The sequence below is a fragment of the Mesorhizobium sp. 10J20-29 genome (genome assembly GCF_054130485.1).
Map to the genome: position 1 here is coordinate 2,751,251 of NZ_CP199156.1, position 24,047 is coordinate 2,775,297.

Sequence of the window (24,047 nt, forward strand, 5' to 3'; positions counted from 1 at the left end):
TTGAAGGCGCTATCCTAGCCGCCCGGCATCGGACCGGGGAGTAACAGTGTTGTCGGGAATCCCGGTACCGGCGGCGTCATCCAGCGGCGGGCGCGGCCCTGGCCGACAGCCTGCACCTTGCCGTGGCCGGAAAGCTGTTCAAGCGCGCGCTGCACGCTGCGGGCACTGATGTTCAGCGCGATCGCCAGCGCCGAACTCGACCAGGATTCGCCGTCGGCAAGCAGCGCGAGAATCGTGGCGTGCTCTTCATCCGCCGTTGGCGCCAGCACGACCACTTCGCCGGCGCGACTTGGCGCCAGCACAAAACCCCGATCGGTGGCATTGATGTCGGAAAGGCCGGCAAGCTCCGCACGAAGCCTACCGATTTCTACCCGAAGCCTCGCCCGGTGCGATTCATCGGCATTCTTTGCCCGAAAGGCGCACCGGACCAGCACATCTCGACTCACATCCCCGGGCCATCCTTCGGCCAATGCCCGCGCGAGCGCGAACAGGATGGGGCGGGTCGCAAGCGTGATGGTCTGCTCGCCTTTTCGCACGGCGTTCCGGCAGGCGTCGACGATCAGGCCGGTTGTGCCAAGCAGCGCTTCGACCTCATCCAGCCTGAGCACGCGTTCCGTGCCGCGCGAAATGAGCCGCGCCGCCGGCTGCTTCAGCAGTTGCGCCACGGCCTCGACCTCGGCGCCGAGCGCCGGGATGCCGGCGACTTGCGCCGCATGTTCGGCCCGCGCTATCGCCCTGCGGGCCTCTTGCGTCCTGAGGTGCCGGATTGCGATGCCTGCCCAGGCGAGCTCGTAGGCCGCATGCAGAACCGGCGACAGTGGCCCGGGATCGACGCCGGCAAGCACCCGCTCGGCTTCTTCGAGACGGCCGATCAGCAGCAGCCGGCGGGCGATCAGACAGCCCGCATGCGCGGCATTGACCCTGTCTCCGCGCCTTTCGAGAACGGCGCGCGCCGCATCCAGCGCCTTGACCGGCCAGGCAAGGTCGCGTGAGACGAGCGCGATCTCGGCCTCGGCGACGATGCAGCGCGCACGCGCGACGGCCTCCTTCTGGCCGAAAGCCCGTGCCGCGCGCTTCAGAAGATCCTTAGCGCGCGCCATGTCGCCGAGCTGTGCCATGGCAATGCCGCGCAGCGCCAGCGCTGGAGCGTCGTCGCGCAGCGCAATCAACTTCAGGGCCAGCAGCGGATCGCCGACGGCGAGGGAGCGCGCCGCGGCATTGATCAGCGAGTCCATCGCAATCCCGTCACACTTGTTACTCTCACCAGCCAGCGTCCCGGTGCCAGTCTATCCCGGCAGCGATGCGCAATGCGATCGTGCTCAAACGAGATAGGGAGACTTCAGGACCATGACTACATCAGCCAGGAACGGACAGAAAGCCGGTGGCCTTTCGAGGCAGGCACCGGAGATCGCGTCGCCGGCGGCATGGCAGGCGGCTTGGGCGAAGATGCTCGTCAAGGAAAAGGCCCACACGAGGGCTGGCGACGCCTTGGCTGCCGAGCGGCGGCGAATGCCGTGGATGTCGGTGGACAAGGACTATGTCTTCGACGGTCCGGCCGGCAAGGCGAGCCTGTTCGACCTCTTCGAGGGCCGTCGCCAGCTGATCGTCTACCGGGCCTTCTTCGAGCCGGGTGTGCACGGCTGGCCCGACCAGGCCTGCCGCGGCTGCTCGATGGTCGCCGACCAGGCGAGCCACCTTGCGCATCTGAACGCCCGCGACACGACGCTTGCCTACGTCTCGCGTGTTCCCTCTGCCGACATCGAGCGGCTCAAGGCACGGATGGGCTGGACCATGCCCTGGTACAGCATCACGGACGGGTTCGACGCAGACTTCGGCGTCGATGAGTGGCACGGCCACAACGTCTTCATCCGCGACGGCGACCGCATCTTCCGCACCTATTTCATCAACAATCGCGGCGACGAAGCGCTTGGCACGGTCTGGAGTTACCTGGACATCACGCCGCTCGGCCGCCAGGAGACCTGGGAAGACTCGCCGGAGGGCTTTCCGCAGACCGCCCCCTACAAGTGGTGGAACTGGCACGACAGCTACGAGCCAGGCGCCGCGCCGGATCAGCGTTGGGTCGAGGTGTCGGATGCCGGCGAAGCGGCCATGCGCAGGTCGAAGCAAGGCGCGCAACAATGAGCCATCTCTGTTGTGGCGAAAACGCGGGCAGGGAGGGCGGCCGTGAGGCCGCCCGTGGAGGAGCCATCGACTGGCTGGCTCTTGCGGCATCGCCCACCTTCGCCGCCATGGCACTCTTGAGCAGCCTCGGCGGCGATCCGGCGGCGATGATATGCTCGACCACGCCTTTCCTGCCGCTCAACGGCATGGCGCTGATGTACCTGCTGATGAGCGCCTTCCACGCGACGCCGTGGCTCAGGTTGCTTGGCGGGCGACCGTAACAGGGCGGGGCGTCCGCGGCGGCTGCCCGCCGCGTAGGCCTATTTCCACATGCCGCGCATGCGCGCGCCGAGGTCGACACGCACCTGCGGGTGGCGCGGCGTCTCGCCGGCCTTGGGTGCCGGCGCCCAAGAGGTCTGCTGAAAGTCCCCGAGGAGGGCCGCCGGGATAAAGCGGGTCCGCGAGGCATTGACATGCCGGTCGCCGCGTGCGGCCTGGCCATGCACGTAGAAGCGCTGCGGCGTCACCAGATGCAGGCTGTCCTTGGCGCGCGTCATGGCGACGTAGAGCAGCCTGCGCTCCTCGTCGATTTCCTCCTTGCTGCCTACGCTGAGGTCGACCGGGATGCAGCCGTCGACGGCGTTGAGCACGAAGACGTTCTTCCATTCCTGACCCTTGGCGGAATGGATCGTCGACAGGATCACGTAGTCCTCGTCGAGATGCGGCGGGCCTGCCTGGTCGCTCGTCGCATCCGGCGGATCGAGCGTCAGTTCGGTCAGAAAGCGCTCGCGCGAGGCATAGCCGGAAGCGATCTGCTCGAGCTGCAGCAGGTCGGCACGCCTGCTCGTCGCGTCCTCGTGGATGCGCTCGAGATGCGGCTCGTACCAGAGCCGCACGCGCTCGAGGTCGGCCGGCCATTTCCCGGCGCCGGCGCGCAGCCCCGCATAGAGCTCGACGAAGCCCGGCCAATCGGCGGCTGCGCGCTGCGGCGGCCGGTAGGCGGCGAGCCCCATCTCGTGGTCGAGCGCCGTGGTCATGCTCTCGACGACGGCATTGGCGGCCGACGGGCCGATGCCTGGAAGCAGTTGCAGCACCCGGAAGCCGGCAACCCGATCGCGCGGGTTTTCGGCGAAGCGCAGCACGGCCAGAACGTCCTTGACGTGCGAGGCGTCGAGGAATTTCAGGCCGCCGAACTTGACGAAGGGGATGTTGCGGCGGGTCAGCTCGATTTCGAGCGGGCCGCTGTGATGCGAGGCGCGAAACAGCACGGCCTGCGACTTCAGCGCCGTCCCGGCTTCGCGTTCGGCAAGGATTTCCTCGCAGATGTAGTTGGCTTGGTCGGCCTCGTCGCGCACGCTGACCAGCCGCGGTCTCTCGCCCGACTCCCGCTCTGACCAGAGGTTCTTGGTGAAGCGATCCGAGGCCTCGCCGATCACCGCATTGGCGGCGGCCAGGATGGTCTGCGTGGACCGGTAGTTGCGCTCCAGCATGACGACTTCGGCCTCGGGCGCGAACAGCGTCGGGAAGTCGAGGATGTTGCGCACCTCGGCCGCGCGGAACGAGTAGATCGACTGTGCGTCATCGCCGACCACCGTCAGGCCGGTCCCGTCCGGCTTCAGCGCGGTCAGGATCGACGCCTGCAGGCGGTTGGTGTCCTGGTATTCGTCGACCAGTATATGGTCGAACCTGGCGGCGAGATGATCGGCGATTGCCGGCTCGGCCGCCATCTGCGCCCAGTAGAGCAGCAGGTCGTCGTAATCGAGGACGTTCTGCGCCTGCTTGGCCTCGACATAGGCGGCGAACAGTTGCCGCAACTCGTCGTGCCAGCCCGAGCACCAGGGGAAGGCGGCGCCGAGGATTTCGCCGAGCGGCGCCTGCGCGTTGACGGCGCGCGAATAGATGGCGAGGCAGGTGCCCTTTGCCGGGAAGCGGCTCTCCGTGCTCGAAAAGCCGAGCTCGTGGCGCACTAGGTTCATCAGGTCGGCCGAATCCTCGCGGTCGTGGATGGTGAAGGCCGCGTCGAGCCCGATCTCCAGCGCGTAGTCGCGCAGCAGCCGCGCTCCGATGCCGTGGAAGGTGCCGGCCCATGTCAGTGCGTCGGTTATCACGGCGGCGTCGCGGCCGAGCACATCGCCGACGATCCGCTCGACCCGTCGGGCCATCTCGGACGCAGCGCGGCGCGAAAAGGTCATCAGCAGGATGCGGCGCGGATCGGCGCCCTTGACGATGAGATGGGCAACCCGGTGGGCGAGCGTGTTGGTCTTGCCGGAGCCTGCGCCGGCGATCACCAGCAACGGCCCGGCGATCCCGCCATCGCCATGTTCGACGGCAAGGCGCTGCTGGTCGTTCAGCCTGTCGAGATAGGCCGGCCGGGAAGCCGAATCAAACGCAACGATGTTCATGCCCCATGAAGCATCGTTTCTGTTTCGTTCGCAACGGAGAGGGTGGAGGCGGGGCCGGTTTCACCACATTCCGGGACCGCGATCGTTCCGAAGACCGGTAAAGGGATGGCACACGAAAACACTTTGCCGGCATTCTCGAAAGAACTTCCCGGGCCGTTGCGCGAGGATGCACCTGGCCCGGGACACTCGCGGTCAGCGCTGGGGCCAGACCATGTCGCCTCCCCCTCGGCATGCAGCGGTCCGCCTTAGGAGGTTGCACCTCTCCCATGCTCCCTCCGACCCGGCAAATGCAATCGTTCGATGTCCCGGGCTGCCGCAGGGCCTCGTCGCCGCCAATTCCCTACAGGGAGTGCCTGGCGACGATCTCGCGCAGCGCCTCGCCGAAGCGGTGGATTTCCTCGAGCGTGTTGTAGTGGACCAGCGAGGCGCGGATGGCGCCCGAATCCATCGACAGATTGAGTCTTTTCATCAGCCGAGGCGCATACATGTGGCCGTCGCGGATGCCGATGTCGCGCTTGGCCATCTCCTCGACGATCATCTGCGGCGACAGGCTGCCGATGTTGAAGCAGAAGGTCGGCACGCGCTCATTGATGCGCGCATCGTCGGCAACGCCGTAGATGGTCGCGCCGCAGCCCTTCAGCACCTTCATCATCTCACGCGCCAGTACGATCTCGTAGTCGCGGATGGCTCCCATGCCGGCGACGATGTTTTCGCGCCGTGTGCAGTTGTTGGAAGGCGCGAAATTGCGCCCGATCGATTCCAGGTAGCGCACGGCGGCGTCCATGCCGGCGACGTTCTCGTAGATGAAGGTGCCGGCTTCGACCTTGTGCGGCGGCTCGTCGGGAATGAAATCCTCTCGGAAGGTCGGCAGCCGCTTCAGTGTCTCGAAGCGGCCCCACAGAAAGCCCATATGCGGCGAAAAGTTTTTGTAGCCGGAGCAGACCAGGTAGTCGCAATCCCACGCCTGCACGTCGATCAACCCGTGCGGGCCGTAATGCACGGAGTCGAGAAACACTTCCGCGCCGGCGGCGTGCGCGATTTGGGCGACCGATGCGACATCGACGATGGAGCCGATCGAGTGCGCCGTCACCGTGCAGGCGACGAGCCGCGTGCGCTCGCAGACAAGCGGGCGCAGATCATCGACGTGCAGATTGCCGTCCTCGCGCATGCGCCACCAGACGATCTTCGCACCCTGCGATTCCAGCGCCGTCCAGGTCGCGATGTTGGCGTCGTGGTCCATGTCGGTGACGACTATCTCGTCGCGCTCGCCGAGCATCTGTGCAATGCCGAGGCTGACCAGCCGGATGAACGAGGTGGCGTTCATGCCGAAGCAGATTTCTTCGGGCCTATAGGCGTTGATGAGCAGCGCGACACTCTCGCGCGCCGTCGCCACCGACTGGTCGACCGTGACGCTGCGGCCATAGCGGCCTCCGCGCTGCACATTGTGGTCGATAAGATGATTGGTGACGGCGTCGAGGACACTCTGCGGTATCTGCGCGCCGGCGGCATTGTCGAGAAAGATGAACGAGCCGGCCTTATTCAGTGCGGGGAACATCGCCCGCACGGTCTCTACCGGGAATGTCGCCGGTGCCTGGGTTCCGGCGGGCTTTGTCGGGTGCTGGTTCACGGTAGTCTCCTTGAAATGCAATTCTGGAATTCGAGTGGGTCCCTGAGTGGCCCGGATGTCAGTGCGTTTTCTCGGTCTGGAAACGCTTTTCGAGCAGGCTGACCAGACGCACCATCGGCCACAGGAAGATCAGGTAGACCAGCGCCGCGCCGATCAGCGGCGAGGGGTTGGCATAGAGCGCCTGGGCGTTGTTAGCTTCCTTCAGCAGTTCCGGCAGCGCGACGACCGAGGCAAGCGCGGTATCCTTGAACATCGACACGCAGTTGGACGTGGTCGGCGGGATGACCAGCCGGATCGCCTGCGGCAGGATCACCTTGCGCAATGTCAGCAGGAAGGGCAGGCCGAGCGCGTGCGCGGCCTCGAACTGTCCGCGCGGGATGCCTTCGATGCCTGAACGGAAGACTTCGGCCGAATAGGCCGACATGACGAAGGAAAAGGCCATGGTCGCCGACACCCAGGACGAAAAGCGGATGCCGACGAAAGGCAGCGCGTAGTAGATCAGGATCAGCACCACCAGCACCGGCATGGCGCGGAAGATGTCGATGTAGCCGATCGCCAGCCAGCGAAAGGGCTTCGGCGCGTAGAGACGAACCAGGCTGATGACGAGGCCGGCCGGGATGCCGATGCCGATGCTCAAAAAGCCGAGCAGCAGCGTGTTGAGGAACCCGCGCAGCAATGACGGAAAGGCCGACAGCATGACCTGACCGTTGAAGAAGGTGTCGAGCAAAGTCATGGACGTCCCCCGCTAGAGCATCCGGCCGAGCAGTGGATATCGGTTGTCGGCGTGTTACGGTGCTCGATCAGATCCTGGATTGTCAGAGCTGTCCGACCTGGACAAACGGCGATCCGGAAAGAAATCGTGCCGGCATTTCGCCGGCACGACCTGGTACAACGATGGTGCCTGTATCAGGCCTTGGGCAACGGCGCTTCGGACACCGTTGAGGAGTCGGCGGGCGCGTCGGTACCGAACCACTTCTTGTGGATCGCCTGCATCGTGCCGTCCTTCTTCATCTCGGTCAGCGCGTCGTTGATCTTGCCGAGCAGCGGATGGTCCTTGGTCATCATCAGGCCATACTGTTCGCCGGTCTTGATGCGCTCGACGACGGCCAGGCCCTGCATCTTGGTGAAGGCATATTCCATGCCCGGTACGTCGCTTACCACGCCATCGACGCGGCCGGCGGAAAGGTCGAGCAGCACGTCCTGCTGGCTGTTGTAACCCTTGACCTCGCTGAAGCCCTGCGCCTCCTTGTTCTCATTGGCATATTTCTCGCCGGTCGAACCGGATAGAACGCCGACGACCTTGCCCTTGAGGTCGGCCATGCCCTTGACGTCGCCGTCCTTCTTGGCGGCGATGCCCATGTCGGAATCATAATAGGGCTGCGTGAAGGACTGCGATCCGAGCCGTTCGGGGGTGATCGTGATCGACGAGATGGCGACGTCGACGCGCCCCGAGCTCGTCGCCGCGAACAGCGGCTGGAAGTCGTAGCCTTCCACGTTCACGGTCATGCCGATCCGCTTGGCGGCCTCGGTGACGATGTCGACCTCGAAGCCCTCGAAATTGCCGCTCTCGCCCTTGAACTCGAAGGGCGGGTTGTTCGGGTAGGAGGCGACGTTCAGCACGTCGGCGGCATAGGCGGTGGCCGGGCCGGCAATCATGCCGACGGCGGCGGCGATAAGCAGGAAGTTGCGACGGGTAAAGCTCATTTTCGTTCCCTCTTGTTGGTCCGGACGGTTGTTCCGACCGGCTTTCGTTGCCGCCCGCTCCCTGCGGGGCGTCAATTCCTCATGGCGAGCATGCGGCCGAGAGCCGTCTCGATCTGGCCGCGCTCGCGGCACACGCACATGCGCAAGAAGGCGTTCGCCTTGCTGCCGAACAGGTAGCCGGGCGCCAGGCCGACGCGGGCCTTCTCGAGAATGTCAGCGCAGACCTTGCGCGCATCGGCCTCGCCCTCGACGGCGAAGAAGGCATACATGCCGCCGCGCGGCTTGGTTGGAAGGACCATGCCGGGGATCTGCGCCAGCGCGCCATAGGCGAGGTCGAGCCCGGTGCGGATACGCTGCCGGATCTCCTCGACCAGCGGCTCGCCTTCAAGGATCGCAGCCGTCGCGCCGGCCTGCATCGAACCCGACGTGCCACTGTTCATCAACTGCGTCATCGCGCCGATCTGGCCGGCGATGCCGGACGGATGCGTCAGCCAGCCGATGCGCCAGCCGGTCATTGCCCAGGCCTTGGAGAAGCTGTTCACTGACAACACCCGGTCGCCGTCCTCGGCAATCTGCAGGATCGAGGGCGCGACGGGGGCGTCGAAATAGAGCCGCCCGTAGACCTCGTCCGAGATGATCCAGATGCCGGTGCGCCGGCTGAATTCGAGCAGCGCCAGCATTTCCTCGCGGCTCGCCGTCCAGCCGGTCGGATTGGACGGCGTCGACAGGAAAACGGCGCGCGTGCGCGCGTCGCAGGCTGCGAACAGCCCGTCGAGATCGAGCTTCCAGTCGCCGTCGAAGTCGAGCGAGAAGGGGCGCGGTTCGCCGCCGACCAGATGGATGGCGTTGTGGATGTTGGGCCATTGCGGCGCGACGTAGACGACGTTGGTGCCGGTATCCACCAGAAGTTCGAGCGCCATGAAAAGCGCCTGCATGCCGCCTGGCGTGACTGTCGTGCGGGAGACGGGAATGTCTCTGCCGTGCAGCCGGGTCTGGTACCCGGCCAAGGCCTCGTTCAGGGGCCCGTAGCCGTGCATGTTGGGAATATAGAAGGTCTGTCCCTCGTCCAGCGCCGCCTTGGCGGCCTCTCGGATGAAGGGCGGGGTGACCATGTCACCTTCGCCATACCATAGCGGGATGACGTCACCGAGCTCGCGGGCACGGATCGCAAGGTCGGCGATGCTCTCGGTGTGCAGGTCGCGGATCTGCGCGCGGATGCCATCGAACGCGAAGCGCGGATTGGCGACGGAGGCTTGGGGCGGCATGAACGTCAACGACTGAACCCTGATTTCGAATGGATACTCAGGCTGCGACGCGCCGCCCTGTGAACTGCGCCGGAAGGACGGCGCGCCACGAGGAAATGCTACCCCAAGCACGGCGCATTTCAAGGCAAAAGTTTTAAGCTTAAAAAATCATCCGGTTGGGCCAGGACGCGTTCTGGCGGGCTTTGCTGTCTCCCGTACCGCCGTCAATCGTGCCGCGGCTTCGGCGCCGAGAAACATCGTGTCGCTGGCGAGAATCATGAACGTGGCGCCGGCTGCCGACCATTTTCCGGCGGCTTCTGGGGTAGTGCAGAACATGCCCGCGGCCTTGCCCTCGGCAAGGCTGGCCGCAATGATCGTCTCGATGGCGCTGGAAAGCCGGTCGGCATGTTTCGGCCCGATGGCGTCGATCGACACCGAGAGATCGCCGGGCCCGACAAAGACGAGGTCGACGCCCTCGGTCGCCGCGATTGTTGCGACGTTCTCGAGCCCTTCCGCGGTCTCGACCTGCACCGCCACGACGATCTCGACATTGGCGCCGGCCAGATACTCCGGAATGCGGTAACCATAGCCGGCCGCACGTCCCGGCCCCACGCCGCGCGCGCCGAGAGGTGGGTAGCGCGCAGCTGTGACCGCGGCCGCTGCCTGCGCGGCGGTCGAGACACGCGGCACGAGCACGCCGCGCGCGCCGCTGTCCAGCGCGGCGGCGATAGCCTCGACGCCATGGCCCGGAACCCGCACCATGGCCGGAACCTGATGGACGTCGCAGGCCCGCACGAGGTTTTCGATCGTGTCGCGCGAGATCTGCGCATGCTCCCAGTCGATGCAGATGAAGTCGAACCCCGCCTGCGCGGTGATCTCCAGCGCGACCGGGTGAGGGATCGCGGCGAAGGTTCCGACCAGCATTTTCCTGCCGGTGCATCTGTCACGGAAGCTGCTCATTGGCGTCCTTTGGTACTTTCTCTTCTGGCGAGTCATATCCGCAAAACCTGCGCGTACAAGCATGCTATTTCAGGCTTGAAATATTTGCACGCCGCCGTAGCGTGCCGTGGCAACCGGGAACGTGCCACATGGTCAAACTGCATCCCCTGAAGGGCCCCAACCGGCTCAAGCTGGGCATCTTCTCGGCCAATGCCGATGGCGGGCTGGCCATCACCGACGTTCCGGAGCGCTGGACGGCCGGCTGGCAGGACAATCTGACCGCCGCGCAGATCGCCGACCGCGCCGGGCTCGAATTCGTGCTGCCGATTGCCCGCTGGAAGGGTTTCGGCGGTAAGAACAAGGTCCGCGAATGGTCCTTCGAGACTTTCACCTGGGCGGCCGCACTGGGTGCTGCGACCGAGCAGATCGGCCTGTTCATGACCGTGCACGTGCCGCTGGTGCATCCGCTCTATGCCGCCAAGGCGCTGGCCACCGTCGATCACATCAGCCGGGGCAGGGCGGGCCTCAACATCGTCTGCGGCTGGAACCCGAAGGAGTTCGGCATGTTCGGCGTGCCGCTGGTCGAGAAGGGCTACGACCAGGCGGCCGAGTGGCTGGCGATCGTCGAGCGGCTCTACGCGTCGGACCAGCCTTTCGACCATGACGGCACCTACTACACGATGAAGGACGCGGTCAGCAGCCCGGCCAGCCTGCAGACGCCTCGCCCGGTGACCATGAACGCGGCCTTCGGCGGGCCGGGACGCGACTTTGCCGCCGCCCAGTGCGACTACCTCTTCACGACCTTCTCCGAAATCGCCGATGCCGGCCGCCATGTCGCTGACATCGGCGAACGCGCCCAGAAGGCCGGCCGCGATGTCGGCGTCTATACGGTCGCGCATGTCGTCTGCCGCGAGACGATGGAGGAGGCGAGGGCCTATTACGACCGCTATGCCGTCACCCAGGCCGATCACGCGGCGGTTGACGCGCACATGGCCGGCAAGAAGGAATTCTCGCAGTCGCATGACAGCCATGCCTACGATCGCTACCGCCAACGCTTTGCCGGCGGCGCCGGCACCTACCCGCTGATCGGCACGCCGGAATCGATTGCCTCCGAGATGATCTCTATCGCCGACCAGGGTTACCAGGGCATCGCGCTGTCCTTCGTCAACTACACGCAGGAACTACCCTATTTTTGCGACCGCGTGCTGCCCTTGCTGAAGGCCGCCGGCTATCGCGGCTAGCTGCGCCCCGCAGCGAACATCGGTCCGCCCTTGTGGGCCGGAAATCCGTAGCCGTTGATCATCACAAGGTCGATGTCGCTGGCGCGCTGCGCAATGCCCTCGGCAAGCAGGGCATCGCCTTCGGCAGCCATGGCGGCGAGCAGGCGCGACACGATCTCGCCGGCATCGATCCCGCGCGGCTGGATGCCCTTGGCGGCGCGCGAAGCCTCGATCAGTGACGTCACTTCCGGGTCGACGGTGCGCTTGCCATCGGGATAGGCGTACCAGCCCTTGCCGCTCTTCTGGCCGAAGCGTCCGGCTTCGCAGAGCCGGTCTGCGATCTCGACATAGCGCTCAGCCGGGTCGCGGGTGGCTGCCTGTCGCTTGCGGCGTGCCCAGGCGATCTCCAGCCCGGCGAGGTCGAAAACGGCGAAGGGGCCCATGGCCATGCCGAAATCCTCCATCGCCTTGTCGATTTCCTGCGGCAGCGCGCCGTCCTCGACCAGAAACTCGGCCTCGCGCCGGTAGGCCGAGAAGATGCGGTTGCCGATGAAGCCTTCGCAGACGCCGGAGACGACCGGCAGCTTGCCGAGCTTTTTCGCCACCGCAAGCCCTGTCGCCAGCACGTCCAGCGTGGTCTTGTCGCAGCGCACCACCTCGACCAGCCGCATGATGTTGGCCGGGGAGAAGAAGTGCAGTCCGAGGACGCGTTCAGGATGCGGGGCCGCTTCCGCGATGGCATCGGGATTGAGATAGCTGGTGTTGGTCGCCAGGATGGCATCCGGCCGGACGAGCCTGCCGAGCTCGCGGAAGAGCTCCGTCTTGACCGTCAGGTTGTCGAACACCGCCTCGATCACCAGGTCGGCGGTCGCCACCTCGTTCATGTTGGCCGTGACCTCGAGCCGCGACAGCCGGTCGGCGCGCCCATCGGCGTCGAGCCTGCCCGATGCGACCGCGCGATCGAGCAGAGCCGAAATGCGCTTCTCTCCCGCCGTCGCCCTCTCGGCGGTCTGTTCGATGCAGATCACCCGGTAGCCCCCATTGAGCGCCGAGACGGCGATGCCCGAACCCATCAGGCCGGCGCCGATCACGCCTATTGTTGCGACGGGCCGCGGCTCGACATGCTCGATGCCGGGCACCTTGGCCGCGGCGCGTTCGGCAAAGAAGACGTGGCGCAGCGCCTTCGACTGCTCGGAATCGCGCAGCATCAGGAAGGTCGCGCGCTCCTCGGCCAGGCCGTCGGCGAGACTGGCTTCTGCCGCAAGGCGCACCAGCCGGATCGCTTCGGCAGGCGCGATCTGTCCGCGCGCCTTGACAAGGACCTTGTCGGCCAACGCATCGACATCGTCACCCTTGCCGACGGCGACAGCAAGCTCGCCGGTGCGGCGCGGCGGCGTGACGACCAGTCGTCGCGCGGCGGCGATCGCCTGCCGGGGGAGGTCGCCGTCGGTCACTTTGTCGACGATGCCGAGCGACTGCGCTTCCTCGGCGCCGATGATGCGCCCGGTCGCGATCATCTCCGCCGCGGCCAGCGTGCCGGTCAGCCGAGGCAGGCGCTGCGTGCCGCCCGCGCCCGGAACGATGCCGAGCTTCACTTCGGGCAGGCCGATCCTGGCCGCCCTCGAAGCGATCCGGTAGTGGCAGGCCAGCGCGATCTCGCAGCCGCCGCCGAGTGCCACGCCGTTGAGCGCCGCGACAACCGGCTTGTCGCTCGCCTCGATCAGTTCGACGACCTGCGGCAGGGTCGGCTCGGCCATCGGCTGGCCGAACTCGCGGATGTCGGCGCCGCCGACGAAGCTGCGCCCGCTGCCGATGATGACAACGGCGCGGACCTCTTCGGTGATGCCGGCATGCACGATGGCGCATTTCAGGCCGGCCCGCATGGTTGCCGAGGCCGCGTTGACCGGCGGGTTGTCGATGGTGACGACGAGGACGCCGTGCTCCTTGCGATAGGAGACGCTATCGGAAAACCGGGTGCCTGCGGCCGCCGGCTTCACCTCACCGCCCTTTGCCCGCATCAGTCGGGCACCACGGCGATCGCCTGGATTTCCACCTTGGCGCGGTCCTCGATCAGCGCCACCACCTGCACGGCGGCCATCGCCGGGAAATGCCGGCCGATCACCTCGCGATAGGCCTGGCCGAGGCCCTTCAGGTTGGCGAGGTATTCGCCCTTGTCGGTAAAATACCAGGTCATGCTGGTGATGTGTTCGGGGCCGGCATTGGCGGCGGCAAGGATCGCGACCACGTTCTCGAGGGTCTGGCGAACCTGACCGACGAAATCATCGGTCTCGAATTCCTGCTGGCCGTTCCAGCCGATCTGGCCGCCGACAAAGATCTGGCGGCCGCGCGCGGCGACGCCGTTGGCGTAGCCGACCGGCTTGGCCCAGCCCTCGGGCTGCAGGATGTCATGCATCGGATCGTTCTCCCCCTCGACCTATAATTCGGTCCGCACTTTCCACAGTTCCGGAAACAGCTCGACCTCGAGCATCTTGCGCAGATAGGACACGCCGGCCGTGCCGCCGGTCCCGCGTTTGAGGCCGATGATGCGTTCAACCGTGGTGACATGGTTGAAGCGCCAGCGGCGGAAATAGTCTTCGAAATCGACGAGCTTCTCGGCCAGCTCGTAGAGCATCCAGTGCGTCTGTGGCGCGGCGTAGACGACCTTCCACGCGGCCAGCACTTTCGGGTTCTCGCCGCGCGTCTCGCGCCACGAGCCACGGTCGGCATCCGCACCGATATCGAAGCCGTTGCGCGCGAGCAGCATCAGCGCCTCGTCGTAGAGGCTGGGCTCGGCCAGTATGTCCTCCAGCCGCTGCAGCGTTTCAGGGCGGTGGGCATGCGGGCGCAGCATCGCCGGGTTGCGGTTGCCGGCCAGAAACTCGATCGCCCGGTACTGCCAGGACTGGAAGCCCGAGGACTGGCCGAGCGCGTCGCGGAACTCGGTATACTCGCTGGGCGTCATGGTGCGCAGCACGTCCCATGCGCCGGTCAACTGTTCGAAGATGCGCGCCACGCGGGTCAGCATCTTGAAGGCCGGTTGCAGCTGGTCGACACGGATCGCCCGGATCGCCGCGCGGATCTCGTGGATCGCCAGCTTCATCCACAGCTCCGATGTCTGGTGCTGGATGATGAACAGCATCTCGTCATGCGCCGCCGACAGCGGCTTCTGCGCATCGAGCACCTTCTCCAGCCCGAGATAGTCGCTGTAGGACATGCGTCCCTCGAACGACATCTGCGCACCTTCCGTCGCGGGATCGTAGGGCTTGCCACTCATGTCACGGCAGCCCTGCGCCTGTATTCGGGCCGGTCCCACAGGCGGTTGGCCATGATGTCCGCCAGGATCTCGACGGCGCCGCGCACCTCTGCCTCGCCGATATAGAGCGGCGTCAGGCCGAAACGGATGTTGTCGGGAGCACGGAAGTCGCCGATCACGCCGCGCGCGATCAGCGCCTGCATGATGGCATAGCCCTCCGGATGGCGGAACGACACCTGGCTGCCGCGCGCAAAACCGTCGCGCGTCGTGGCCAGAACCAGCTCCGGGCAGCGCGCCTCGACCTCGGCGATGAAGAGATCGCAAAGCCCGATCGAGGCGGCGCGCACGTCTTCCATCGACACGCCGTCCCAGGCGTCGAGCGCGGCGTCGAGTGCTGCGAGCGCGATGACGGGCGGCGTGCCGACGCGCATGCGTTCGATGCCCTGGCCGGCGCGGTAGTCGAGATCGAAGGCAAAGGGGGCGGCATGACCCATCCAGCCGGAGAGGGCAGGGCGGGCGGTTTCGGCGTGGCGCGGCGCGACATAGATGAAGGCCGGTGCGCCGGGCCCGCCATTCAGATATTTGTAGGTGCAGCCGACCGCGAAGTCGGCATCCGCCCCGGCGAGATCGACGGGCAAGGCGCCGGCCGAATGCGCGAGATCCCAGACGGTCAGTGCGCCATGCGCATGCGCCTTTTTTGTCAGCGCCTTCATGTCATGCAGCCGCCCGGTACGGTAGTCCACCTCGGTCAGCATCAGCACGGCGACGCTGTCGTCGATCGCCGCCTCGACGGCTTCCGGTTCGACCACCTTGAGTTCCAGCCCGCGCCCGAGCGACTCCAGCAGGCCCTGCGCCATGTAGAGGTCGGACGGGAAATTGCCGCTGTCGGACAGCACGACGCGCCGCGCCGGGTTGAGGTCCAGCGCCGATGCCAGCGCCTGGTAGACCTTGATCGACAGCGTGTCGCCCATCACCACCGTGCCTTCCGCCGCGCCGATCAGCCGGCCGATGCGGTCGCCGATCCTGCGCGGCTGGTGCATCCAGCCGGCGACATTCCAGCCGCGGATCAGGTGCTCGCCCCACTCCTTCTCGATCATGTCTGCGACGCGCGCCGTGGCGGCAAGCGGCAGCGGACCCAGCGAATTGCCGTCGAGATAGATCACGCCCTCGGGAATGTGGAAAAGCGCGCGCGTGCTGGCGAAGTCCGTCATCGCTTTTCCTTCAGCCGGAAACGCTGGATCTTGCCGGTCTGCGTCTTCGGAAGCGCCTCGACGAACTTCACCGAGCGCGGATATTTGTAGGGGGCGATCACCGCCTTAACGTGGTCCTGCAGGCGCTTGCGCGTCAGCTCGTCGGCGGCAATGCCCGCCACCAGAACGACATGCGCCTCGACGATCTGGCCGCGCTCGGTGTCCGGGACGCCGATCACCGCGCACTCGCTGACCTCGGCATGCGCCAGAAGTGCTGCCTCGACCTCGGGTCCGGCAATGTTGTAGCCCGACGAGATGATCATGTCGTCCGAGCGGGCGGCGAAGTGGAAGGCGCCGGCCTCGTCCTGCACGAAGGAATCGCCGGTGAGGTTCCAGCCGCCCCGTACATACTTGGTCTGCCTGTCGTCGGCGAGGTAGCGGCAGCCGGTGGGGCCGCGCACGGCCAGCCGCCCGACGCTGCCGCGCGGCAATTCCTTCATGTCCTCGTCGACGATTTTCGCCTCGTAGCCGGTCACCGGGCGGCCGGTCGTCGCCGGTGCGAGGTCGTCGAGTCGGTTGGAGATGAAGATGTGCAGCATCTCGGTGGCGCCGATGCCGTCGAGGATCGGCTTGCCGGTCTTCTTCGTCCATTCCTCGAACACCGGCGCCGGCAGCGTCTCGCCGGCCGAGACGGCGATCCGCAGCGACGACAGGTCGGCGCCCTCGTCCATCGCGGCAAGCATGGCGCGGTAGGCCGTAGGCGCGGTGAAGCTGATCGTAGCGCGATAGGTCTCGATGATCTCGACCATGTTGGGCGGCGTCGCGCTTTCTAGCAGCGTCGCCGCGGCGCCAAAGCGCAGCGGGAAGATCGCCAGTCCGCCGAGCCCGAAGGTGAAGGCAAGCGGCGGCGAGCCGACGAACACGTCGTCGGGCGTGACGCCGAGGATCTCTTTCGCATAGCCGTCAGCAATGATCAGCAGGTCTCGGTGGAAGTGCATCGTCGCCTTGGCGACGCCGGTGGTGCCCGAGGTGAAGCCGAGCAGCGCGACGTCGTCGCTGGCGGTTGCGACGGCGTCGAACTTGACCGGCTTGTTCAGCGCCACGCGGTCGAGTTCGGCGTCGTGGTTGGCCGTGCCGTCGAAGCTCACGACCTGCTTCAGGAAGCGACTGCTCTTGGCGCAGGCGATCATCTCTTCCATCAGTCGCGTATCGCAGAGCGCGATGGTCACCTCGGCCTTGTCGACGATCTGCGTCAGTTCGCCGGCGCGCAGCATCGGCATGGTGTTGACGACGACAGCACCTGCCTTCGTCGCCGCAAGCCAGCACGCCACCATGGCGGGGTTGTTGGCCGAGCGGATCAGCACACGGTTGCCGGGCTTCACGCCGTATGTTTCGACCAGCGCATGCGCCAGCCGGTTCGTCCAGTCCGACAGTTCCTTGTAGGTCCGTCGCCGCCCGTTGCCGATCAGCGCGGTGTTGTCGCCAAAACCCTTCTCCACCAGCCGGTCGGTCAGCTCGACCGCTGCGTTCAGGCGGTCGGGATAGTCGAAACCGTCGAGCAGCAGGTCCGGCCACTGGTCCTGCGGCGGCAGGTTGTCGCGTGCAAACGTGTCTGTATGGGCGGAGGCGGAGTGCATCTCAGGCGTTCGCTTCTTCCGGCAGGAAGTCCACGTCGTGCTCGGCCGACAGCTTGATGATGGTCGGGATGTCACTCTTGTCGTGCAGCTCCTCGAACAGCTCCTTCAGGCGTCCGGCCGGCGAGACCCAGAACAGCGCGCGGCACGGCTTGTCGGACTTGTTGAAGTAGCCGTGCGGAATGCCGCGCGGCATGCGCACGAGATCGCCGGCTCTGGCCGTGGTCCATGCGCCGTCGAGCTTCAGCTCCAGCTGGCCCTCCTGCACGAGGATGAATTCGTCCTGGTCGGGGTGGATGTGGACCGGCACGAACTGGCCGGGTGCGCTGTTGGTCTCGAAAGCGAAGCTCGACTCGCAGACCGCCTTGGGAAAATAGGTCTGGCCCAGGATATTCCACTTCACGCCGTCGAAGCCGGTGCCGTTGACGGTGATGCCCTTTGCGAGGTCGGTCGTCATGTCGCGGTCCTTTCGGTTGGAGTCATCTGCTTCTGAAATCCGACAGCGCCTGGCGTGCGATCACCACCTTCTGCACGTCTGACGCCCCCTCGTAGATCCGGAGCGCGCGGATCTCGCGGTAGAGGCTCTCGATGATATGGCCCTTGCGCACGCCGTCGCCGCCATGCAGCTGCACGGCGCGGTCAATCACCTCCTGCGCCTTGTCGGTGGCGAAGAGCTTGGCCATCGCCGCCTCGCGCGTCACGCGGGCAGCACCCGAATCCTTGGTCCATGCGGCCCGGTAGATCAGCAGTGCGGCGGCATCGATGTCGAGCGCCATGTCGGCGATGTGCCCCTGGACCATCTGCAACTCGGCCATCGGCGCGCCGAACAGTTCGCGCTCGCTTGCCCGCACCAGGCTCTCGTCGAGCGCCCGGCGGGCGAAGCCCAGTGCCGCAGCCCCGACCGTCGAGCGAAACACGTCGAGCACCGACATGGCGATCTTGAAGCCTTCGCCGGGCTTTCCGATAAGCGCCGAGGCCGGCACCCGGACCTTGTCGAAGGCAAGCCGCGCAAGGGGATGCGGCGCGATCACCTCGAGCCGCTCGGCGACCGTCAGGCCGGCGCTGTCTGCCGGCACCAGGAAGGCCGACAGGCCCTTGGCGCCCGGCGCCTCGCCGGTGCGCGCAAACACGATGTAGAGGTCGGCGATGCCGCCGTTGGAGATCCAGGTCTTCTCGCCAGTCAGCAAATAGTCTGAACCGTCGCGCGTGGCACTCATGTCCATGGCGGCGACGTCGGAGCCCGAGCGTGGTTCCGACAGCGCGAAGGCGGAAATCGCCTTGCCTGCGCGCGTCCTCGCGAGCCACTGCTGCTGCTCCGGCGTGCCGAACAGGCTGATCGCCCCGGTGCCGAGCCCCTGCATGGCGAAGGCGAAGTCCGCCAGACCGTCATGGCGCGCCAGCGTCTCGCGCGTGATGCAGAGCGAGCGCACGTCGAGCGGCGCGGGATTGGCCGTGTCGACTGCCGTCGCCTTCAGCCAGCCGTCGCGGCCGAGCATCGCCACCAGCTCGCGGCAGGCCGCGTCGACGTCGTCATGCGCCACAGGCAGGTTTCTCGCGCACCATGCGTCGAGGCTTTCGGCCAGTTCGCGGTGACGCGGCTCGAAGAAGGGCCAGGACAGGAAGGAGCGGTCGGGCATCAGTTCCCCTCGAACACCGGTTTTTCCTTGGCGACGAAGGCCTTGTAGGCGCGCTCGAAGTCGCGCGTCTGCATGCAGATCGCCTGCGCCTGCGCTTCGGCCTCGATTGCCTGGTCGAGGCCCATTGACCATTCCTGGTTGAGCTGCGTCTTGGTGATGCCGTGCGCGAAGGTCGGGCCGGAGACGATGCGTGCCGCCATGTCCAGCGCATCGGCTTCAAGCGCTGTCGCATCGACCAGCCGGTTGTAGAAGCCCCAGCGCTCGCCCTCGGCGGCGGTCATCGTGCGGCCGGTATAGAGCAGTTCCGCCGCGCGGCCCTGGCCGATGATGCGAGGCAGGATTGCGCAGGCGCCCATGTCGCAGCCGGCGAGCCCGACGCGGGTGAATAGGAAGGCGGTCTTGGCTTCCGGCGTTGCGATGCGGATGTCGGAGGCCATGGCGATGATGGCGCCGGCCCCGACAGCTACGCCGTCGACGGCGGAGATGATCGGCTTGCCGCAGTTCAGCATCGCCTTGACGAAGTCGCCGGTCATCCGGGTAAAGGCGAGCAGTTCCTTCATGTCCATCGCGACCAGCGGGCCGATGATGTCATGCACGTCGCCGCCCGAGCAGAAATTGCCGCCGTTCGACAGGAACACCACGGCGTCGACGTCGTCGGCATAGACGAGGTCGCGGAACGTGTCGCGCAGCTCGGCATAGGACTCGAAGGTCAGCGGGTTCTTGCGCTCGGGCCGGTCGAGGCGGATGCGGGCAACCCGGTTCTCGACCTGCCACTGGAAATGCTTCGGCTTCAGGCCGGCCATCTGCGAAGACCTCATTCCCGTCCCTCCCAGTTGCTGCGGAAGCCCTTCAGCATGCCGCTCAGCTGCTTCGTCTCCTCGCCGCCGACATGGCCGAGCAACTCGCCGATCCATCGCTCATGCGCCACTGCCATGGCGCGGAACTGCTCGGTGCCGGCCTCGGTCAGACGGACCATCGAGGTTCTGCGGTCGCCATTGCGCCGCGCCCGCGTCACAAGTCCCTCGGAGACCAGCCGGTCGACGATGCCCGTCACGTTGCCGTTCGACACCATCAGGAAGCGCGACAGGCCGCTCATCAGCATGCCTTCAGGCGCGCGGTAGAGCGCGGCCATGACGTCGAAGCGCGGCAGCGTCGTGTCGAACTCCTGTCGCAGCCGCTCGCGCAGCTCCGCCTCGATGGTGCGCGAGGCGCGCAGCAGCCTGATCCACAGCCGCAGCCGCTCCTTGCTTTCGCCGGAGATGCCCGGCGAGGAAAGCGGCGTGCTCACCATGTCTCGCCTCCCGAGACCGAGATGGCCTGGCCGGTAACCGATCCCGCCGCCGAGCTGCAGAGCCACAGCACGGTTTCGGCGACTTCCTCCGGCTGGATCAGCCGTCCCTGCGGATTGGTCCGGGTCAGGCTGGCGTGCGCTTCTTCCGGCGTGCGGCCGGTCTTCTCGACGATGCGGGCGACGCTCTCCTCGAGCATGTCGGTCTCGACAAAGCCCGGGCACACCGCATTGACGGTAACGCCGGTCTTCGCGGTTTCGGCGGCCAGCGCGCGCATCAGCCCGACCACGCCATGCTTGGCCGCGACATAGGGCGCGACATAGGCGTAGCCCTTGAGGCCCGCCGTCGAGGCGATGAAGACGATGCGTCCGGCCCTGCGTTCCGCCATGCCCTCGAGCGACGGCCTCACCGTGAGAAAAGCGCCGGTCAGGTTCACGTCGAGCGTCTTCTGCCAGTCGGCAAGTGTCGTTTTCGCCGCCGGCGCACTGCCCGCCATGCCGGCATTGGCAACGACGATATCGATCGGTCCGCGCTCGGCCTCCGCCTTTTCGTAGAGCGCGGTCATCGCCGCCTCGTCGGTCACGTCGGCTGCAATGCCGACGATGCGGTCGTTTTGGCTGGCGACTTCAGCCAGCGCTTCCTCGCGCCGCCCGCAGATGGTCACCGCGACACCGGCGCCGGCAAGCGCCAGCGCGATCGCCCGACCGACGCCGGAACCTCCGCCTGTCACCAGCGCGTGACGGCCCGCGATCATACCTTGAGCCCCGAAGCGGCTGCCTCGCGCTCGGCCAGCCGGTAGGCCTGGTCGCGGCCGGGCAGGTACGGGTCGGGCCATTTCACGCCCCGGTCGCCGAGCGTCACGGCGGCGTGCAGCGTCCAGTAGGGATCGCTGAGATGCGGACGCGCCAGGCAGACGAGGTCGGCGCGGCCGGCCATCAGGATCGAGTTGACATGGTCCGGCTCGTAGATGTTGCCGACAGCCATGGTGGCCATGCCGACTTCATTGCGGATGCGGTCAGAAAAGGGCGTCTGGAACATTCGGCCATAGACCGGCTGGGCGTCGGCCGAGGTCTGGCCTGCCGAGACGTCGCAGATGTCCACACCTGCCTTGTTGAGCAGATGCGCGATTTCGACCGCGTCGGCCGGGGTGACGCCCTCGACGCCGACCCAGTCATTGGCGGAAATGCGGATCGAGATCGGCTTCTCGTCCGGCCACACGGCGCGCACCGCGTGGAACACTTCCAGCGGAAACCGCATCCGGTTTTCCAGCGAGCCGCCATACTCGTCGGTGCGGCGGTTGGTAACCGGCGTGATGAAGGATGACAGCAGGTAGCCATGCGCGGCGTGGATTTCCAGCATGTCGAAGCCGCAGCGTTCCGCCATCTCGGCCGATGCCACGAACTGGTCGCGCACCATGTCCATGTCGGCGCGGTCCATGGCCTTCGGCACCTGGTTCTGCGGCGACCACGGAACCTCGGACGCAGCCATGATCGGCCAGTTGCCGGTCTCGAGCGGCACGTCCGTGCCCTCCCAGCCGACCCTGGTCGAGCCCTTGGCGCCCGAATGACCGATCTGGGCGCAGATCTTCGCCTCGGTCTCGCGATGCACGAAATCGACGAGTCGTGTCCACGCCGCCTCGTGCTCCGGCGCATAGAAGCCCGGGCAGCCCGGCGTGATGCGGCCCTCGGGGCTGACGCAGGTCATCTCGATATAGACCAGGCCGGCGCCGCCCTTGGCGCGCTCGGCGTAATGCGTGAAATGCCAGTCGGTCGGGCAGCCGTCGACCGCCTTGTACTGTGCCATCGGCGACACCACGACGCGGTTCTTCAGCTTCATCTCGCGCAGTTGGAACGGTGCGAACATCGGCGCGCGCTGCTGCTGCTTCTCTTCGGCGCCGGCCTGGCGTTGGAACCAGGCCTCGGCGCCGCCCAGCCATTCCGGATCGCGCAGCCTGAGGTTCTCGTGACTGATGCGCTGCGAGCGCGTCAGCAGTGAATAGTTGAACTGAACCGGGTCGAGGCCGAGGTAGCGCTCGACCTCCTCGAACCATTCGAGCGAATTGCGTGCCGCCGACTGCAGCTTCAAGACCTCGGTGCGCCGCTCTTCCTCGTACTTGTCGAAGGCCGCCTGGAGGCTTGGCTCGGAATGCACGTAGCCGGCCAACGCCACCGCACTTTCGAGCGCCAGCTTGGTGCCGGACCCGATGGAGAAATGCGCGCTCGCTGCCGCGTCGCCGAGCAGCGCCACGTTCTTGTATGACCAGCGCTCGCACAGCACGCGCGGAAAATTGATCCAGGCCGACCCGCGTATGTGATTGGCATTGGTCATCAGACTGTGGCCGTCGAGGTGCTTTTCGAAGATGCGCTCGCAGACGGCGATCGATTCCTGCTGCGACATGTCGCCGAAGCCGAACTTGTCCCAGGTCTCCTGGCTGCACTCGACGATGAAAGTCGCGGTGTCCGGGTCGAACTGGTAGGCATGCGCCCAGACCCAGCCGTGCTCTGTCTCCTCGAAGATGAAGGTGAAGGCGTCGTCGAACTTCTGCTTCGTGCCGAGCCAGACGAACTTGCATTTGCGCGTGTCGATGTCGGGCTTGAAGACGTCGGCAAAGGCGGTGCGCGTCACCGAGTTCAGGCCGTCGGACGCGACAACCAGGTCGTGCGTCTCCATATATTGCTTGGGGTCGGGAACATTGGTCTCGAACACCAGGTTGACGCCCAGTTCCCGCGCCCGCCGCTGCAGGAGCATCAACAGCCGCTTGCGCCCGATGCCGCAGAAGCCGTGCCCGGTCGAGACCGTGCGCACGCCCTTGTGCACCACGGCCACGTCGTCCCAATAGGCAAAGTGCCGCTTGATCCAGACCGCGCTGACGGGGTCGTTGCGGCCGAGATTCTCGAGCGTTTCCGCCGACAGCACCACGCCCCAGCCGAACGTGTCGTCCGGGCGATTGCGCTCGACCACCGTCACCTCGTGAGCGGCGCTCTTCAGCTTCATGGAGATGGCGAAGTAGAGCCCGGCGGGCCCACCGCCGAGAACGGCAACTTTCATCGCGCGATCCGCTCCTCTTGCTTCAAGGCTGCATCATCACGCGGGAATCGGATTACTTCAAGCTTAAAATTTCACACTGGGTTGATTTCGGGGGATTACGGGCAGGTGGCCGTGCGCCACCCGCCCGTATTCGAATCTGGAGTGGACCGTCGGCTATTTTGCCGGGTCCTTGGGAGACCAGAGCACGGTCTCTGCATCCTTCTCGTAGGCCATGCCCTCGGGATAGCTGATCGCTTCGAACTGCAAGCCCCATGGCGCCTGGAAATACATGATGGTCTGGCCGGCCGCCGGACCTTCGTTGACGGGCAGGGGCCCTAGCCGTGTGGCAACGCCCTTGCCCTCCAGATAGGCCTTCGCCGCAGCGACGTCGTCGACATAGAAGGCGATGTGATAACCGCCGACATCACTGTTCTTCGGCGTGGCGTCCTTCTGGTCGGGCGCGGTGTATTTGAACAGCTCGATGTTCGAGCCGAAGCCGCAGCGCACGAGGGTGATCTCCTCGATCACCGCCTTCGGGTCCACGCCCAGCAAATCCTGCATGAACGTGCCCTTGTCGTCGGCGAAGGGGCCGAACGACATGGCCTTCTTGCAGCCGATGACATTGGTGAAGAAGTCGACCGCCTGTGCCATGTCGGGCACGGTGACGCCGGTGTGGTCATGCCCGCGCATGCCCGGGACGGAATCGGCCGATGCGACGCTGGCCAGCGTACTGACGGCGGCGACGAGAACTGTACTGCGA

Annotated in this window: 22 protein-coding genes; 3 read left to right on the top strand and 19 right to left on the bottom strand. The window is 66.1% G+C overall.

Translation table 11 applies throughout. The features are described from left to right. Positions 1-14: 14 nt before the first annotated feature. Positions 15-1,235, bottom strand: coding sequence for a helix-turn-helix domain-containing protein (locus tag ACT2BZ_RS13160; protein ID WP_457935597.1), 1,221 nt, complete (start codon positions 1,233-1,235; stop codon positions 15-17). Between the two features lie 112 nt (positions 1,236-1,347). Between ACT2BZ_RS13160 and ACT2BZ_RS13165 the strand changes: the two genes are divergently transcribed. Together ACT2BZ_RS13165 and ACT2BZ_RS13170 are read left to right on the top strand one after the other, a co-directional pair. Then, positions 1,348-2,142 (top strand): DUF899 domain-containing protein, encoded by a 795-nt coding sequence (locus ACT2BZ_RS13165; protein ID WP_457935598.1) that lies wholly within the window; start codon positions 1,348-1,350, stop codon positions 2,140-2,142. Next, positions 2,139-2,402 carry a hypothetical protein gene (locus ACT2BZ_RS13170; RefSeq protein ID WP_457935599.1) on the top strand — a complete coding sequence of 88 codons (264 nt, stop codon included), beginning with the start codon at positions 2,139-2,141 and terminating at the stop codon, positions 2,400-2,402. Before ACT2BZ_RS13165 ends, ACT2BZ_RS13170 begins: the two co-directional genes overlap by 4 nt. A 39-nt stretch (positions 2,403-2,441) precedes the next feature. Here the strand turns inward: ACT2BZ_RS13170 and ACT2BZ_RS13175 are convergent, their stop codons facing one another. The 6 genes from ACT2BZ_RS13175 to ACT2BZ_RS13200 all read right to left on the bottom strand — a co-directional run bounded on the left by ACT2BZ_RS13175 (position 2,442) and on the right by ACT2BZ_RS13200 (position 10,058). Further along, a complete protein-coding gene (locus ACT2BZ_RS13175) occupies positions 2,442-4,523 on the bottom strand; it encodes an ATP-dependent helicase (RefSeq protein ID WP_457935600.1) in 2,082 nt (693 codons plus the stop codon). Positions 4,524-4,863: 340 nt separating this feature from the next. After that, the gene (locus ACT2BZ_RS13180) at positions 4,864-6,150 is read right to left on the bottom strand and encodes a cysteine desulfurase-like protein (RefSeq protein WP_457935601.1); all 1,287 of its coding nucleotides are present in this window, start codon (positions 6,148-6,150) and stop codon (positions 4,864-4,866) included. 58 nt (positions 6,151-6,208) lie between these two features. Then, on the bottom strand, positions 6,209-6,883 hold the full coding sequence (locus ACT2BZ_RS13185) for an amino acid ABC transporter permease (protein WP_457935602.1): 675 nt from the start codon (positions 6,881-6,883) through the stop codon (positions 6,209-6,211). A 173-nt stretch (positions 6,884-7,056) separates the two neighbouring features. Then, positions 7,057-7,854: an ABC transporter substrate-binding protein gene (locus ACT2BZ_RS13190; protein ID WP_457935603.1), complete on the bottom strand. Its 798-nt coding sequence runs from the start codon at positions 7,852-7,854 to the stop codon at positions 7,057-7,059. Positions 7,855-7,925: 71 nt separating this feature from the next. Then, positions 7,926-9,119, bottom strand: a complete 1,194-nt coding sequence (locus tag ACT2BZ_RS13195; RefSeq protein ID WP_457941304.1) for a pyridoxal phosphate-dependent aminotransferase — start codon at positions 9,117-9,119, stop codon at positions 7,926-7,928. A gap of 147 nt (positions 9,120-9,266) precedes the next feature. Beyond that, positions 9,267-10,058, bottom strand: a complete 792-nt coding sequence (locus tag ACT2BZ_RS13200; RefSeq protein ID WP_457935604.1) for an HpcH/HpaI aldolase family protein — start codon at positions 10,056-10,058, stop codon at positions 9,267-9,269. A 128-nt stretch (positions 10,059-10,186) separates the two neighbouring features. Between ACT2BZ_RS13200 and ACT2BZ_RS13205 the strand changes: the two genes are divergently transcribed. Continuing rightward, the gene (locus ACT2BZ_RS13205; protein ID WP_457935605.1) at positions 10,187-11,278 is read left to right on the top strand and encodes an LLM class flavin-dependent oxidoreductase; all 1,092 of its coding nucleotides are present in this window, start codon (positions 10,187-10,189) and stop codon (positions 11,276-11,278) included. Here ACT2BZ_RS13205 and ACT2BZ_RS13210 read toward each other — a convergent pair. From ACT2BZ_RS13210 to ACT2BZ_RS13265, 12 genes are all read right to left on the bottom strand, one after another. After that, complete coding sequence (locus ACT2BZ_RS13210; RefSeq protein ID WP_457935606.1) at positions 11,275-13,275, bottom strand: 3-hydroxyacyl-CoA dehydrogenase NAD-binding domain-containing protein; 2,001 nt, start codon at positions 13,273-13,275, stop codon at positions 11,275-11,277. The two genes, ACT2BZ_RS13205 and ACT2BZ_RS13210, sit on opposite strands and share 4 nt — an antisense overlap. Next, the gene (locus ACT2BZ_RS13215) at positions 13,275-13,670 is read right to left on the bottom strand and encodes a RidA family protein (RefSeq protein WP_457935607.1); all 396 of its coding nucleotides are present in this window, start codon (positions 13,668-13,670) and stop codon (positions 13,275-13,277) included. The genes ACT2BZ_RS13210 and ACT2BZ_RS13215 overlap by 1 nt, the downstream gene beginning before the upstream one ends. Positions 13,671-13,691: 21 nt before the next feature. Beyond that, a complete protein-coding gene (gene kynA / locus ACT2BZ_RS13220) occupies positions 13,692-14,531 on the bottom strand; it encodes a tryptophan 2,3-dioxygenase (protein ID WP_457935608.1) in 840 nt (279 codons plus the stop codon). After that, positions 14,528-15,721 (bottom strand): kynureninase, encoded by a 1,194-nt coding sequence (gene kynU / locus ACT2BZ_RS13225; RefSeq protein WP_457935609.1) that lies wholly within the window; start codon positions 15,719-15,721, stop codon positions 14,528-14,530. The genes kynA and kynU overlap by 4 nt, the downstream gene beginning before the upstream one ends. Next, a complete protein-coding gene (locus ACT2BZ_RS13230; RefSeq protein ID WP_457935610.1) occupies positions 15,718-17,337 on the bottom strand; it encodes a benzoate-CoA ligase family protein in 1,620 nt (539 codons plus the stop codon). Before ACT2BZ_RS13230 ends, kynU begins: the two co-directional genes overlap by 4 nt. A gap of 1 nt (position 17,338) precedes the next feature. Next, positions 17,339-17,791 carry a cupin domain-containing protein gene (locus ACT2BZ_RS13235; RefSeq protein WP_457935611.1) on the bottom strand — a complete coding sequence of 151 codons (453 nt, stop codon included), beginning with the start codon at positions 17,789-17,791 and terminating at the stop codon, positions 17,339-17,341. A 22-nt stretch (positions 17,792-17,813) separates the two neighbouring features. Continuing rightward, positions 17,814-18,971, bottom strand: coding sequence for an acyl-CoA dehydrogenase family protein (locus ACT2BZ_RS13240; RefSeq protein ID WP_457935612.1), 1,158 nt, complete (start codon positions 18,969-18,971; stop codon positions 17,814-17,816). After that, on the bottom strand, positions 18,971-19,774 hold the full coding sequence (locus ACT2BZ_RS13245; RefSeq protein WP_457941305.1) for an enoyl-CoA hydratase family protein: 804 nt from the start codon (positions 19,772-19,774) through the stop codon (positions 18,971-18,973). Before ACT2BZ_RS13245 ends, ACT2BZ_RS13240 begins: the two co-directional genes overlap by 1 nt. A gap of 11 nt (positions 19,775-19,785) precedes the next feature. After that, the gene (locus ACT2BZ_RS13250) at positions 19,786-20,262 is read right to left on the bottom strand and encodes a MarR family winged helix-turn-helix transcriptional regulator (RefSeq protein ID WP_457935613.1); all 477 of its coding nucleotides are present in this window, start codon (positions 20,260-20,262) and stop codon (positions 19,786-19,788) included. Beyond that, a complete protein-coding gene (locus tag ACT2BZ_RS13255; protein WP_457935614.1) occupies positions 20,256-21,014 on the bottom strand; it encodes an SDR family NAD(P)-dependent oxidoreductase in 759 nt (252 codons plus the stop codon). The genes ACT2BZ_RS13250 and ACT2BZ_RS13255 overlap by 7 nt, the downstream gene beginning before the upstream one ends. Next, positions 21,011-23,308, bottom strand: a complete 2,298-nt coding sequence (locus ACT2BZ_RS13260) for a bifunctional salicylyl-CoA 5-hydroxylase/oxidoreductase (protein WP_457935615.1) — start codon at positions 23,306-23,308, stop codon at positions 21,011-21,013. The genes ACT2BZ_RS13255 and ACT2BZ_RS13260 overlap by 4 nt, the downstream gene beginning before the upstream one ends. 153 nt (positions 23,309-23,461) lie before the next feature. Further along, entirely contained in the window at positions 23,462-23,977 is a 516-nt protein-coding gene (locus ACT2BZ_RS13265) for a VOC family protein (RefSeq protein ID WP_457941306.1), read from the bottom strand. Positions 23,978-24,047 lie beyond the last annotated feature (70 nt).